The organism is Nocardia tengchongensis (assembly GCF_054781395.1).
This window is the reverse complement of the sequence record NZ_BAAGUM010000006.1, coordinates 1,422,390-1,436,149: the sequence shown is the minus strand read 5'-3', so window position 1 is coordinate 1,436,149 and position 13,760 is coordinate 1,422,390. Positions and strand designations below refer to the sequence as shown.

Annotated in this window: 12 protein-coding genes; 3 read left to right on the top strand and 9 right to left on the bottom strand. The window is 69.4% G+C overall.

Annotated features, from left to right (window positions below; translation table 11 throughout):
- Positions 1-61: 61 nt before the first annotated feature.
- Positions 62-955: a 1,4-dihydroxy-2-naphthoyl-CoA synthase gene (locus ACYVKL_RS17470; RefSeq protein ID WP_379164599.1), complete on the bottom strand. Its 894-nt coding sequence runs from the start codon at positions 953-955 to the stop codon at positions 62-64.
- Between the two features lie 352 nt (positions 956-1,307).
- On the opposite strand from ACYVKL_RS17470, the gene ACYVKL_RS17465 reads away from it, so the two are divergent.
- Positions 1,308-1,754 (top strand): DUF6918 family protein, encoded by a 447-nt coding sequence (locus tag ACYVKL_RS17465; RefSeq protein WP_357190463.1) that lies wholly within the window; start codon positions 1,308-1,310, stop codon positions 1,752-1,754.
- Positions 1,755-1,804: 50 nt separating this feature from the next.
- On the opposite strand, the gene ACYVKL_RS17460 is transcribed toward ACYVKL_RS17465, so the two are convergent.
- Positions 1,805-2,632, bottom strand: a complete 828-nt coding sequence (locus ACYVKL_RS17460) for a siderophore-interacting protein (RefSeq protein WP_379164597.1) — start codon at positions 2,630-2,632, stop codon at positions 1,805-1,807.
- A gap of 88 nt (positions 2,633-2,720) precedes the next feature.
- Between ACYVKL_RS17460 and menD the strand changes: the two genes are divergently transcribed.
- On the top strand, positions 2,721-4,355 hold the full coding sequence (gene menD, locus ACYVKL_RS17455; protein ID WP_357190467.1) for a 2-succinyl-5-enolpyruvyl-6-hydroxy-3-cyclohexene-1-carboxylic-acid synthase: 1,635 nt from the start codon (positions 2,721-2,723) through the stop codon (positions 4,353-4,355).
- Here the strand turns inward: menD and ACYVKL_RS17450 are convergent.
- The 3 genes from ACYVKL_RS17450 to ACYVKL_RS17440 all read right to left on the bottom strand — a co-directional run bounded on the left by ACYVKL_RS17450 (position 4,352) and on the right by ACYVKL_RS17440 (position 5,624).
- Complete coding sequence (locus ACYVKL_RS17450) at positions 4,352-4,603, bottom strand: hypothetical protein (RefSeq protein ID WP_379164595.1); 252 nt, start codon at positions 4,601-4,603, stop codon at positions 4,352-4,354. The two genes, menD and ACYVKL_RS17450, sit on opposite strands and share 4 nt — an antisense overlap.
- Before the next feature lie 82 nt (positions 4,604-4,685).
- Positions 4,686-4,904 carry a hypothetical protein gene (locus tag ACYVKL_RS17445; RefSeq protein ID WP_379164593.1) on the bottom strand — a complete coding sequence of 73 codons (219 nt, stop codon included), beginning with the start codon at positions 4,902-4,904 and terminating at the stop codon, positions 4,686-4,688.
- Between the two features lie 90 nt (positions 4,905-4,994).
- Entirely contained in the window at positions 4,995-5,624 is a 630-nt protein-coding gene (locus tag ACYVKL_RS17440) for a TetR/AcrR family transcriptional regulator (protein ID WP_379164591.1), read from the bottom strand.
- 85 nt (positions 5,625-5,709) lie between these two features.
- Between ACYVKL_RS17440 and ACYVKL_RS17435 the strand changes: the two genes are divergently transcribed.
- Complete coding sequence (locus tag ACYVKL_RS17435; protein ID WP_379164589.1) at positions 5,710-6,744, top strand: aldo/keto reductase; 1,035 nt, start codon at positions 5,710-5,712, stop codon at positions 6,742-6,744.
- 4 nt (positions 6,745-6,748) lie between these two features.
- Here the strand turns inward: ACYVKL_RS17435 and ACYVKL_RS17430 are convergent, their stop codons facing one another.
- The 4 genes from ACYVKL_RS17430 to ACYVKL_RS17415 form a co-directional block, all read right to left on the bottom strand.
- The gene (locus ACYVKL_RS17430; RefSeq protein WP_379164587.1) at positions 6,749-7,825 is read right to left on the bottom strand and encodes an alpha/beta hydrolase; all 1,077 of its coding nucleotides are present in this window, start codon (positions 7,823-7,825) and stop codon (positions 6,749-6,751) included.
- 116 nt (positions 7,826-7,941) lie between these two features.
- On the bottom strand, positions 7,942-12,348 hold the full coding sequence (locus tag ACYVKL_RS17425) for a bifunctional nitrate reductase/sulfite reductase flavoprotein subunit alpha (protein WP_379164585.1): 4,407 nt from the start codon (positions 12,346-12,348) through the stop codon (positions 7,942-7,944).
- 146 nt (positions 12,349-12,494) lie between these two features.
- Positions 12,495-13,208: a demethylmenaquinone methyltransferase gene (locus ACYVKL_RS17420; RefSeq protein ID WP_379164583.1), complete on the bottom strand. Its 714-nt coding sequence runs from the start codon at positions 13,206-13,208 to the stop codon at positions 12,495-12,497.
- 9 nt (positions 13,209-13,217) lie between these two features.
- Positions 13,218-13,736, bottom strand: coding sequence for a DUF3592 domain-containing protein (locus ACYVKL_RS17415; protein ID WP_379164581.1), 519 nt, complete (start codon positions 13,734-13,736; stop codon positions 13,218-13,220).
- Positions 13,737-13,760 lie beyond the last annotated feature (24 nt).

Genomic DNA, 13,760 nt, shown 5'->3' with positions numbered 1-13,760 from the left:
CAGCTTGCTGTTTGCTGCACCTGCGGGTTCGGCGGCGCGGCCCCCGGCGGATTTCCGAAGGTCAGAAGTAGTACGGGTACGGCTTCCAGTCCGGGTCGCGCTTCTCGAGGAACGCGTCACGTCCTTCGACGGCCTCATCGGTCATGTAGGCCAGCCGGGTCGCCTCGCCGGCGAAGAGCTGCTGACCGACCAGTCCGTCGTCCTGAAGGTTGAAGGCGTACTTCAGCATCCGGATGGCCTGCGGCGACTTGCCCAGAATGTCGGCCGTCCACTCCAGTGCGACGTCTTCGAGCTGCTCGTGATCCACGACCGCATTGACCGCGCCCATGGCGTGCATCTCCTCGGCGGTGTAGGGCCGCCCCAGGAAGAAGATCTCGCGGGCGAACTTCTGCCCCACCATCTTCGCCAGGTAGGCGCTGCCGTAGCCGCCGTCGAAGCTGCCCACGTCGGCGTCGGTCTGCTTGAACCGCGCGTGCTCGCGCGAGGCGAGGGTGAGGTCGCAGACCACGTGCAGGGAGTGCCCGCCGCCCGCCGCCCAGCCGTTGACCAGGGCGATGACCACCTTGGGCATGAAGCGGATGAGTCGCTGCACCTCGAGGATGTGCAGTCGGCCGGCGCGGGCCGCGTCCACGGTGTCGGCGGTCTCACCGGAGGCGTACTGGTAGCCGCTGCGCCCGCGGATGCGCTGGTCGCCGCCGGAGCAGAAGGCCCAGCCGCCGTCCTTGGGGCTGGGTCCGTTGCCGGTGATCAGGACGGCGCCGACATCGGAGGTCATGCGGGCGTGGTCGAGGGCGCGGTAGAGCTCGTCGACGGTGTGCGGCCGGAACGCGTTGCGGACCTCGGGGCGATCGAAGGCGATCCGTACCGTGCCCTGCTCGATGTGCCGGTGGTACGTGATGTCGGTGAGGTTCTCGAAGCCCGGAACGGGTCGCCACAGCGTCGCATTGAAGGTCACGGGAGTTGAACATACTGTTCCGGCTCTTCGCGTGGTGAAGACCCACCGCAGTTCGGCGCGGTGTTTCGCGCCTCACCCCGGAATGGCGGCGGCGGAATTCGGCCATCGGACAAGCGCGCTGATCGTTAGCCGGAAGGCTGCCCGAAGTGTTAACCGGTCGCTTGTTACTCGCGAGAAATGAACGAGCGGCGAACTGTCGTCGAAAGTGAAACGCTGCCAATCGATTGCGGAGGGCTTACAGTGCTGTTGCTGCTGTGGCAGTAGCAGCGCATTGGCATCGTGTGTGTGGGGGCACCGGTGCGTATAGTTGCGTGCGCTCGTTCATCGAAAAACTATCCGGAGGAACCTGAAAGTGGTTGCAGCACTGTCTGAATCCCTGCTCGATGACGCCAAGCGTCCCGCCTTCATCGCGGATGCGGAGAAGGTTCTGGACGAGGAGGTGTCGGACAAGGGCGGCGCGTCGGGCCTCGTCGTCAAGGGCGGCTACGCCGCGATCAAGAAGGTCAGCCCCTCGATCGTGGGTGACGCGCTGGAGTCCTTCGTGCCCAAGTTCGTCGAGCAGCTCGAGCCGTTCTGGGCCGAGTACAAGAGCAGCGGCGCGGGTTCGTTCGCCGATCTGCTGGTCGCCAAGCAGGACCAGGTCGCCGACGCTCTGCTGTCGGTCACCGACGCGCGGGCCGAGGCGTCGTCGCGTCCGGCGCTGACCAAGGTCTACAACTCCATGCGCTCGTCGGCGAAGAAGCATGTCGCCGAGGCTCTTCCGCGCCTGGGTGAGTTGGTCCAGCGTCACGCTGGTTAGTCAGCCGACCGGTTCGCGGCCCGGCGAGGGGCCGCGAACAGGTCAGTGTTTCATCCCTGGGACTTGCCGACCCGCCAGTAGCCGGTGAAAGTGATGTCCGCCTTGGGGATTTCGCGCTCCTGCGCGAGGTGCCGCCGCACGCCGGCGGCCAACTTCTGCTCGCCCGCCACGAAGGCGTAGACGCCCGTCGCGGGCAGGTCCGCCGCCCGCACGGCCTCGGCCGCCAGCGCGCCCACCTCGCCGTGCGTCTCGGTGCGGACCAGCCAGTTCACCTGCACGCCTGCGGGTTCGCCCAGTTCCTGCGCGTCCTCGGCGGCCGGAATCTCGATATAGGCCGCGCCCTTCGCGTCGCGCGGCAGCGACCGCAGCACGCCCGCGATGCCGGGCAGCGCGCTCTCGTCGCCGACCAGCAGGGTCCATTCACTGTGGTCGGGCGCCTGATAGGTGATGCCCTCGTCCAGCAGTCCGGCCTTGCAGCCCGGGGTGACGGTGTTCGCCCAGGCGGCGGCGGGGGTGTCGTCGCCGTGGATGGCGAAGTCGATGTCGATCTCGGCGGTGGAGCCGTACTCGCCGAAGCCGGCGGCCCGGTAGTCGCGGACGGTGTAGTTGCGGGCCAGCGGCCGGTGTTCCTTGCCCATCATCAGGTACTGCGCGTACCAGCCGAGGTTGGTGGCCGAGGTGGGCAGGCGCAGTTCGCCGTCGCGGCCGGGCATGAACAGCCGGAACCACTGGTCGAAGCCCATGGCGGTGAAGCCCGCCAGGCCGGGTCCGCCCAGGGTGACGCGCACGAAGTGCGGGCTGATCCGTTTGCTGGCCAGTACTTCGGCGGTGAGGATTTCCCGGTGCTCGGGCTTGACATGCTTAGTGCGCTTCGCCATTCGCTTAGGTTAGCAAACCCTAACTTTCCAGTATAGGTGTGATCGGGCCGACGCAGCGCCCGACCCGGCTGTCTGAGAGGCTGGAGGCGTGAATCCATCGACAGCACAGGCGCACGTCGTCGTCGACGAGCTCGCGCGCGGCGGAGTGCGAGACGTGGTCCTGTGCCCGGGATCGCGAAACGCACCGCTGGCCTTCGCCTTACAGGCCGCCGACCAGGCCGGTCGGATCCGGCTGCACATGCGCATCGACGAACGCAGCGCCGGATTCCTCGCCGTCGGCCTGGCCCTCGCCAGTGGCCGCCCGGTGCCCGTCGTCATGACCTCCGGCACCGCCGTGGCCAATCTCGGCCCCGCCGTGCTCGAAGCCAACTACGCCCGCGTCCCGTTGATCGTGCTCAGCGCCAACCGGCCCTACGAGATGCTCGGCACCGGCGCGAACCAGACGGTCGAGCAGTTCGGGCTCTTCGGTAGCCAGGTGCGCGCGAACATCAGCCTCGGCCTGGCCGAGAGCGAGCCGGGCGCCGAGCTCTACCCGGCCCAGAACAGTGTGTGGCGCTCGGCGGTGTGCCGGGTGCTGGCCGCCGCCCGCGGCACCCGCTCCGGCAATGCCGGTCCCGTGCACTTCGACATTCCGCTGCGCGAACCGCTGGTCCCCGACCTGGTCGCCGGCGACCCGCTGCCCCTCGGCAGGGACGGCGAACTGCCCTGGACCGCAACGCAATACGCCACCCTGGACGTGCCGCTCGACATCGACCTGACCCCGGACACCGTGGTCATCTCCGGGCACGGCGCGGGCCATCGCCCCGAACTGGCGGCCCTGCCGACCGTGGCCGAGCCGACCGCGCCCATGCACGGCCCGGCGCTGCACCCGCTGGCGCTGCCGTTGCTGCGGCCCAAGCAGGCCATCATCACCGGGCGGCCGACGCTGCACCGGCAGGTGTCGAAGGTGCTGGCGGACCCCGAGGTCACGGTGTTCGCACTGACCACCGGCCCGCGCTGGCCCGACGTGTCGGGCAATGTGGTCGGCACCGGCACCCGGGCGGTGACGCACGGCGCGCCGCGGCCGGAGTGGCTGGAGCTGTGCCGGGATCTGAACGAGAAGGCGGTCGGGGTGGTGCGGGCCGAGTTGGCCGGCCACCCGAAGCCGACCGGCCTGCATGTCGCGGCGGTGGTCCTGGACGCCCTGCGCGACGGCGATCAACTGCTGCTCGGCGCCTCGAACCCGGTCCGCGACGCCGCGCTGGTCGCGCAACCGCGCCCCGGCATCCGGGTGCTGTCCAACCGTGGCGTGGCCGGTATCGACGGCACCGTCTCGGCCGCGGTCGGCGCGGCCCTCACCCACCCGGGCCGCACAGTCGCGCTGATGGGCGACCTGACCTTCCTGCACGACGCCTCCGGCCTGCTCATCGGCCCGGGCGAACCGCGGCCGGAGGACCTCACCATCGTGGTCGCCAACGACGACGGCGGCGGCATCTTCGAACTGCTCGAACAGGGCGACCCGCAGTACGCGGGCGTGTTCGAGCGGGTCTTCGGCACCCCGCACGGCATGGATCTGGCCGCGCTGTGCGCCGCCTACCGGGTCCCGCACCGCCAGGTCGACCCGTCCCAGCTGGCCGACGCGCTGACCGGCAACGCGCACGGCATCCGCGTGCTCGAGGTCGCGACCGAACGCTCGAGCCTGCGCGAACTGCACGCCACCGTGCGCGCGGGGGTGTCGAACTAACTGGGCGACGATTCCCAGTCGTCACCCATCGGGACGGGAATCGCCTGCTCCACGAGGTCGCCCTCGGAAGCCGACCAGCCGTTGTCGTCGGTCGGCAGCGGCGTGATCTCGGAATCGGATTCGAGGACGCGGTCCGTGAGTACGTCGTCCTCCGGATAGATCTCGGGGTAGGGCTCGTCCGCCGGGTAGGCGGGGATGTGCTGTTCGACGTAATCGGCCTCGGGCACCGCGTCGATACGATCGATCATCGGGGGCTCCTTTCTGCCGGGTGTAGCCGTCCAGTCGGGCACCTTCGAGGATGCTCCGGTTCCACCCCGTCGGCAACCGGCGTCACTCGCCGGGGAGTGCCGGGTCCTCGGCCGGGTATTCGACGAGGGCCAGCACCCGTCCGGCCATGAACCGCGCGGTGCGAACCGGTCCTCCGGTTCTTGTCACTTCGCTGACTTCCACGATGCCGCGCGCGATGCGCGTCTCGATCCTGCGGCCGGCTCTGGTCGCGACGATTTCGTAGTTCCGAGACCCGTCGCCGGTATCGACGACGATCTCCACTCGATCACCCTTCATCTATCAATTCTCCTCCCCACCAGCGCTTTTCGCCGCTGATCGCGCCTAACGAACCGGTTGCGACCGGGAGCTGGATCAGGTGGACGGCGTTGCGCCGGAGACGAATACGCCTTGTTCGGCGGCGATCGCGGCCGCCCGCGCCGCGGCGGCGATCGCGGCCTCGTCGACCGGGTCGCCGCTGACCAGCAGGCGGTAGTAGAGCGGGGCCGAGACGGCGGAGAGCACCGCGCGCGGGTCGGTTCCGGCCGGGACCTCGCCGCGGGCGACGGCCGCTTCGACGCACGGCGACCATTCGGCGAGCCGGGTGTCGTAGAAGCCGCGCAGGGCCGCGGCGGCGGTGTCGTCGCCGGTGGCCGCGGCGATGACGGCCCGGAACAGGCGGCCTTGACGGGTGTCGGTGAGGGTCTTGCCGACCAGCCGCGCATTGTCGAGCAGGTCGCCGCGCAGGCTGCCGGTATCGCTGTGGGGGAGTGAGGTTTCGGCCATCTCGGCGAGCAGGTCGGCGACCAGTCCGGCGGGGGTGCGCCAGCGCCGGTAGACGGTGGTCTTGCCGACTTCGGCGCGGGCGGCGACCTCGGCCAGGTCGAGGGTGGCGAAGCCGCGTTCGGCGAGCAGGTCGCCGGCGGCCCGCAGCACGGAGTCGCGGACGCGGGCGGTGCGTCCGCCGGGGCGGACCGAGCCGGGGTTCGCTGTGTCCTGATTCATAACGGGTCTCCAGTTCCGTTTGTGGCGAGACGAGTGTAGCGTCGATGGCGTTAATGAAACTATAGTTCCGTTAGGAGTGATGGTCATGGAATACCGCCGGCTCGGCGCTTCCGGTCTGCTGGTTCCCGCCCTGAGTTTCGGCGCGGGCACCTTCGGCGGCCGCGGCGAACTCTTCTCCGCCTGGGGCGATACCGACGCCCGCCAGGCCCGCCGCCTGGTGGACATCGGTCTCGAGGCGGGCGTCACCCTCTTCGACACCGCCGACGTCTACTCCGACGGCGCCTCGGAAGAGGTACTGGGCGAGGCGATCCGGGGCCGGCGCGACCGGGTGCTCATCTCGACCAAGGCCACCCTGCCGACCGGGCCGGGCCCCGCCGACGCGGGATCCGGTCGCGGCCGGTTGATCTCGGCGGTCGAGGGTTCGCTGCGCCGACTCGGCATCGATCACATCGACCTGTTCCAGCTGCACGCATTCGATGCCGGCACACCGGTCGAGGAGGTGCTCTCCGCCCTCGACGCGCTGGTGCGCGCCGGAAAGATCCGTTATGTCGGCGCCTCCAACTTCGCGGGCTGGCAGCTGATGAAATCGCTGGCCGCCGCGGACCGGCACGGCCTGCCGCGCTATGTCGCGCACCAGGTCTACTACTCGCTGGTCGGCCGCGACTACGAATGGGAGCTGATGCCGCTGGGCCTGGACCAGGGTGTCGGCGCGGTGGTCTGGAGCCCGCTCGGCTGGGGGCGGCTCACCGGGAAGATCCGTCGCGGCCAACCACTTCCGGCCGGCAGCCGCCTGCACCAGACCGCCGAGGCCGGGCCGCCCGTCGACGACGAGGTGCTCTACGACGTGGTCGACGTGCTCGACGAGATCGCCGCGGAGACCGGCCGCACCGTCCCGCAGATCGCCCTGAACTGGCTGTTGCGCCGCCCGACCGTGGCCACCGTCATCGTCGGCGCCCGGGACGAGGAGCAGCTGCGCCAGAATCTCGGTGCGGTCGGCTGGAGCCTCGACGCCGATCAGATCGCCCGGCTGGACAAGGCGAGCGCGGTCACCCCGCCCTACCCCTATTACCCGTACTACCGGCTCGGGGACTTCGCCCGCGTCAATCCGCCTGCCGTGTAGGGGATTACGCGTCCGGGAACAAGCCCTTGGCGAGGACCGGCCAGGAGGCCTTCAGGTCGTCCTGCCAGTAGCCCCAGATGTGGGTGCCGCTGCTGCGGAATTCGAAGGTCGCGGGAATGTTCATCGATTCCAGGCGCTTCTGCAGGATCACCGTGGACAGCTCGCAGTTGGCCTCGATGATCGAGCCCAGCGCCACGGTCTTGGCGGTGTCCTCGGGCTTCTCCATGCGGCCGCGCGCGCCGGGCATGTCGAACGTGCCGGGGATGCCGTTGCCGGTGGAGATGAAAAGGTTGGTGCCGCGCAGTTTCTCGGCATTGAGGGTGGGGTCGTTGGCGGCCCACACCGGGCCGCCCTCGGGGCCCCACATGTTCTCGACCTTGCCGCCGCCGTACAGCTCGGTGACCATCTTGATCGCCTCGCGGGCGAGCGGCGTGGTGGTCTGGAAGAAGCCGCTGTACACGGCCGCACTCTTGAACAGGCCGGGGTTGAAGATCACCGAATTCAGCACGGGCAGACCGGCCATGGAGATGCCGGCGATGGCGTTGTTGCCATTGCTGCCCAGCGCCGCGTCCATCAGCGGCGGCAGTTCCTTGCCCAGGTAGGTGGACCACTTGTTGACGCCGAGCGACTTGTCGGCCTGCATCCAGTCGGTGTACCAGCTGAACGCACCGCCGATGATCTGCACGACATTGATGTTCTTGTCGGACAGGAAACTCAGTGCGTCGGTGCGCAATTGCCAGGTGGCGGCGTCCACGCCGCCACCCGCGCCGTTGAGCAGGTACAGGGTGGAGCGGGCCTCGGAGGTGTCCTCGGGGCGCTGCACGTCGACCGGGAAGGTCTGGTTCATGGCCGCGGAGTAGACGGTGAAGACGACGTGACGGCTGTCGGTGGCGGCGACGCTCTGGATGTAGGAGCCGTCGTCGGTCTTCAGGTCCGGGACGGTGACGCCCGGGGCGACCGGGGCGGCGGGGGAGTTCGCGGGATCCGCGCCGGCGGGCACGCCGCCCAGGCTCAGGGTCGCGGCGGCCGCGAGGGCGGCCACGGCGATTCGTCCGGTGATTCGACTGATCCGACCGTTCACGCTCCCGGCCCTCCGTGCTGCTGGCAGCCGTCGGGTGACGGCTCGCCCGCCTGTGAGACTGGACGGGCGAGTTACAAATACCACAGTTTCACATTCGAGGGTCCCGAATCGGATGATCAGTACACGTCGCGCACGTACCGCTTCTCCGCCACCAGCTGCTTCTTGAACGCCAGCGCACCGTCCTCGCTCAACTTGCCGTGAATCCGCGCGATCCGCAGCAGGGTGTCGTCCACGTCCTTCGCCATCCGCGCCGCGTCCCCGCACACGTAGAAGTGCCCGCCCTCGCGCAGCCACGCCCACAACTCCGCGCCGTGCTCGATCATGCGGTGCTGTACATAGATCCGCTCGCGCTGATCCCGCGAGAACGCCAGATCCAACCGGGTCAGGAAACCGGAGCGGAACATGTCCTCGAGCTCGGCCCGGTAATAGAAATTGTCCTTGGCGTGCTGATCGCCGAAGAACAGCCAATTGCGGCCCGTGCACCCCAGGGCGCGGCGCTCCTGCAGGAAGCCCCGGAACGGTGCGATCCCGGTGCCCGGCCCCACCATGATCATCGGCGCGGCCGGGTCCAGCGGCGGCCGGAAATGCGGGGCCCGCTGCAGGAAGATCGGCACCTCGGCATGGGCGCGATCGGCCAGGAACGTCGAGCTCACCCCGCCGCGCCGGGCCGCCGAACCGATGGCGGCCGGATCGCCGTAGCGCACCACGCCGACGGTCAGCTGCACCTCGTCCGGACTCACCAGCGGACTCGACGAGATCGAATACTGGCGCGGCTGCAGCTTCTTCAACGCGCCCAGCCACTCCACCAGATCGGCCCGCACCGGGAAATCGCGCAGCACGTCCACCGCCTGCCGATCCCACAGGTAGCCGTCCAGCTCATTGCGATTGTCGCGGCGCAACAGCTTGGCCAGCCGCGGGCTCGCATTGCGCTCACCCACGAACGACAGCAGATCCGTGCTCACCCGCGTGATGTCGTACTGCGTGCGCAGCGCCTCGGCGAGCGGCATCTCGCCATTGTCGATCTCGATGAGCCGGCGACCCTCGAGCCCGGTCGCCGCCAGCCATTCCTGGACCAGCGACTCGCAATTCGAGGGCCGAATACCCAGCGAATCCCCGACCTCGTACGTGGTTTCCGGATCGCTCAGATCGAACCCGAACTGCCGCACCTCTTTCCCGGAACCATCGCGGGAAAGCAATTCATTGCGAACCAGTTTCGAGAGCACCGGCGAATTCCGCGTGAAGGGCGCGGCGACGCGGGACCGGACCGGCGCGACAGCCGTGGTGCCCCGCGCGCTTCCGGGGCCGCCGTCCGCGCCGCGTCCGAGCGGACTCGCCACGCCGTTTCGCACGTCGTATCCGGTGCCGTTCCGAATCGCCGGGTCGTCCACCGACCCCCGGCCGCCGGGAGCGCCGAACGGCGCAGGCGGCGTGGGGCTTCCGGGGCGCGCGCCCCCACCCCGATTCGTGGCATCGGTCCCCGGATCGCCCGCGCCCTCGGCCAGTGCGCCGGTCACGGCGTCGAACCAGGCCGCCGACAGGTCCTCGTGGTCGGGTTCGCTGTCCACGCGCGGCAGCAGGCGGGTCGCGCCGCGCTGGGCGAGCAGTTCGTCCAGTTTGCGGCCGTGGCCGCAGAAGTCGTCGTAGGAGGAGTCACCGAGCGCGAAGACCGCGTAGCGCACGCTCGGCAGCCGGATCGCGCTGTCGTTCAGGCGTTCCCAGAAGTCCGCGCCATTGTCGGGCGGACCGCCGTCGCCGAAGGTGCTGCTGATGACCAGCACATCGCCGGTGAGGTCGGACAGTTCGGCGGAATCCATGTCGAGCAGTCGCGGCGCGAAGCCCGACTCCACCAGGTGGGTCGTCAGCGCGGCGGCCAGATCTTCGGCGGTCCCGGTCTGCGAGGCCCACAGGATGGTCACCGTCCGCGCGGGCGCACCCGCGGTGTCCGCGCCGCCGGCGGACCCGGTGACATCGACGGCGGTCGCGATCGCCGGTGAAACCACCTGCGCCCCGCGCGAATACATCCCGCCCAGCAGTCCGTCGATCCAGGCCCGGCTGCGCTCGGAGATCGGCGCGGTCACCGGCAGCACGGGCACGCCGTGCACCGGCAGGGTCTGCAGGGCGGCGAGATATCCACCGAGGTAGATCCGCTCGACCTCGCTCAGCGTGGGCGCGGTGGCGCCGTCCAGGCCGAGCATCACAGCCAGCGGATGCGGCCCGTCGACGCCGATGCTCGCGCCGCCGATCGCCTCCGCCGCCAGGGCCGTGCCGCTGTCCGTGGGCGCGACGGGAATCGGTGCGGCGACAGCGGCTTCCGAGTCGGGGCCGTCGAGCGCGTTGGCGCTCAGCGTCGCGACCTTGCGCAGCCGCACGGCGCACGCCTTGAACTCCGGTTGCAACGAGATCGGGTCCACGGCGTCGTTGGTGACGGCGTTGATGGTCAGGTATTCGCCCTGTTCGTCGTTCCAGTGGAAGGGCGCGAAGCAGCTGCCGGGCAGCACCCGGTCGCTGAGCTGGGCGGGCAGCACGGCGCGGCCGCGGCGGGAGGCGATCTCGAGCTGGTCGCCGTCGCGCACTTGGAGCCGGGCGGCGTCGTCGGGGTGGATCTCCAGGAACGGCTTGCCGTTGAGCTTGTTCAGTTTCGCCACCTTCCCGGTCTTGGTCATGGTGTGCCACTGGTGTTGCAGGCGACCGGTATTGAGGACGAACGGGTGGTCGTCGTCGGGCATCTCGTCGGGCAGCAGATGCGGGCGCGCCCAGAACACGGCCTTGCGGCTCGGGGTGGCGAAAGCGAGGCGGGGGGTATGGCCGAGTGCGTCGGTGAACAGCGTCTGGCTGACGCCGTCGTTGCGGTAGCGGATCGGGTTGCGCCGCTGGGCCGGATCGGGGCACGGCCACTGCGCGGGCCCGGCCCGCAGCCCGTCGTAGTCGATGCCGCGCAGGTCGTAGCCGGTGGCCGGGTTGGCGAAGCGGCGGATCTCGTCGAAGATCTCGGCGCTGGAGGCGTAGTCGAAGCCCGCGAATCCGAGCGCCGTCGCCATTTGCGCGATCAGCTGCCAGTCCGGTCGCGCGTCGCCGACCGGCTCCACCGAGCGCTGCAGCAGCGTCAGGTTGCGTTCGGAATTCACCTGCACCCCGTCGGCCTCGGCCCACAGCGTGGCGGGCAGCAGCAGGTCGGCGTAGGCGTTGGTGGCGGTGTCGGTGTACACGTCCTGCGCGATGACCAGGTCCGCGGCTTCCAGCCCGGCGATCACGGTGCGCCGATTGGCCATGGAGGCAACGGGATTGCTGCACAGGATCCAGCAGGCCTTGATGCGCCCGTCGGCGAGGCCGCGGAACATCTCGATGGATCCGGGCCCGGCCTCGGCGCGAATGGTTCCGGGTGCCAGGCCCCATTCGGCTTCCACGAAGGCCCGGTCGCCGTCGGCGAGCACGCTGCGCTGTCCCGGCAGTCCCGGTCCCATGTAGCCCATGTCGCGCCCGCCCATGGCGTTGGGCTGCCCGGTGAGCGAGAACGGCCCGCTGCCGGTGCGGCAGATGGCGCCGGTGGCCAGGTGCAGGTTGATGATGGCGTTGGACGACCAGGTGCCGTGTGTGGACTGGTTGATGCCCATGGTCCACAGCGACATCCATTCGCCGGCCGCGCCGATCCAGGCGGCGGCGGTGCGGATGTCGGCCTCGGCGAGGCCGGTCACCTGGGCGACCAGTTCCGGGGTGTAGGACGCCAGGAATTCGGGCAGCCCGTCGAAGCCCTCGGTGTGCTCGGCGATGAAGCCGGCGTCGATGTCACCGTTCTCGATCAGCAGGTGCAGCAGCCCGTTCAGCAGTGCCAGGTCGGTACCGGGCTTGATCTGCAGGAACAGATCGGCGCGGGCCGCGGTGTCGGTGCGCCGCGGGTCCACCACGATGAGTTTCGCGCCCGCCTTGAGCCGATCGGCCATGCGCAGGAACAGGATCGGGTGGCAGTCGGCCATATTGGCGCCGATGACGAAGAACAGGTCGGCGTGGTCGAGGTCGTCGTAGGAGCCGGGCGGCCCGTCCGCGCCCAGCGACAGCTTGTAGCCGCTGGCCGCGCTGGCCATGCACAGCCGCGAATTGGCCTCCATGTGCACGGTGCGCAGGTGGCCCTTGGCGAGTTTGGTAGCCAGGTACTGGGCTTCGAGCGACAGCTGGCCGGACACGTAGAGCGCGATGGCGTCCGGTCCGTCAGTGTCGAGGATCACGCGAAGCCGTTGGGCGGCTTCGTGAATCGCCTCGTCGACCGGCATCGGGACCGGCGGTTGACCGCGTTCGGGACGGCGGTAGGCGGTCTCCATGCGACCGGGCGCGGCCATCAGCTCGGCGTGCGTATTGCCCTTGGTGCACAGTCGCCCGGCATTGACCGGGTGTTCCTTGTCGCCCTTGACCTTGGTGATCACCGGCAGGCCGAGCGGGCCGGTCGTGGTTTCGACGGTGATGCCGCAGCCCACCCCGCAGTACGAGCACGCGGTCCGGGTGCTCGTCGGGGGCATGGGCTGCTCGGGCATGCTTCCGAGTTAAGCCACCCCGAGTTGCGGGGGATTTACCAAACGTTATCGGCAGATGACGATCCACCTCACAGCCGTTTTTCGCGGCTGTGAGGTGCAGGTCGGCCCGCTACCGTGAGTAAGGCCACAGGCCGGACCTTGGGGTATCAGCCCAGCTTGTAGCCGCGGTGCAGGGCCACGATGCCGCCGGTGAGATTGCGCCACCGTACCGAGGACCAGCCCGCGTCGGCGATCCGCATGGCCAGCTGCGGCTGGTTCGGCCAGGCCCGGATGGACTCGGCCAGGTAGACGTAGGCGTCCGGATTGGAGCTGACCGTGGTGGCCAGCTTCGGCAGCGCCTTCATCAGGTATTCCATGTACACGGTCCGGAACGGCGCGAAGGTCGGGGTGGAGAACTCGGCCACCACCAGCCGGCCACCGGGCTTGGTCACCCGCAGCATCTCGCGCAGCGCCAGGTCCGGGTCGGACACATTGCGCAGACCGTAGGAGATGGTCACCGCGTCGAAGGAGTCGTCGGCGAAGGGCAGGGCCATCGCGTCGCCCGCCACCATAGGCACGTTCCGCCAGCGTCCGGCGGCGAGCATGCCCTGGGAGAAGTCGGCGGCCAGGCACCAGGCCCCCGATTTGGCCAGCTCCACCGTCGAAACACCGGTTCCGGCCGCCAGATCGAGCACCCGCTCACCGGGACGCAGCGCCAGCGACTTCCGCGTCACCGACCGCCAGTAGCGGTCGATGCCGCCGGTCATCACCGTGTTGGTGATGTCGTACCGCTTGGCCACCCCGTCGAACATGGACGCGACTTCATTCGGCTGCTTGTCCAGCTGGGCCCGAAACGACTCCCGCTGCCTGATTTTCGCCACCTTCGCACCCTAACCGGCGACGCCCGGACGCGACGATCGCGTCCGCACGCCACGCAGCCGCGTCCGCGCCGCCCGCAGCCACCGCGTCGGGGGCGAGCCGCACAGCCAGAGCGCGGGGATGGCGATGGCCCAGGAGACCACGATGACCGACAGTGCGGGAATGATGGCGACACGCGCATCGCGACCCGCCACACGCACCAGATCGGGATCGCTGCGCCGGTATTCGACGTTGATGCGTTCGCCGACGGTCAATTTGGTCGGGTACAGCACGCCGGTCTTCGGATTGTGGGTCTCACCGTCGGGCGTGACGAAGATGACCGCGGACCGCAGGGTGCCGGCCGACAGCACTTCCGCGCTGGTCACGCCCCGATCGGCATTGATGAGGTGGTCGTCGCGCCAGGCCGCGAGCACCAGCAGCACGGCCAGGAAGCTGACCGAGGCGGCCGCGATGACGATCCCGAGCCGAGCCCGCCGCCACTGAACCGCCTGCCGCTGTTCAGTCCTGGGAGACTGGCTAGTTTCCGACACTTCAGCAGGCTATTCCATCGCTGG

Bases quoted from the DNA above. Each gene is read 5' to 3' on its own strand.
- ACYVKL_RS17460 (WP_379164597.1), bottom strand. From the start codon at position 2,632: ATGGCGAAGCGCACTAAGCATGTCAAGCCCGAGCACCGGGAAATCCTC.
- ACYVKL_RS17450 (WP_379164595.1), bottom strand. From the start codon at position 4,603: ATGATCGATCGTATCGACGCGGTGCCCGAGGCCGATTACGTCGAACAG.
- ACYVKL_RS17440 (WP_379164591.1), bottom strand. From the start codon at position 5,624: ATGAATCAGGACACAGCGAACCCCGGCTCGGTCCGCCCCGGCGGACGC.
- ACYVKL_RS17435 (WP_379164589.1), top strand. From the start codon at position 5,710: ATGGAATACCGCCGGCTCGGCGCTTCCGGTCTGCTGGTTCCCGCCCTG.
- ACYVKL_RS17425 (WP_379164585.1), bottom strand. From the start codon at position 12,348: ATGCCCGAGCAGCCCATGCCCCCGACGAGCACCCGGACCGCGTGCTCG.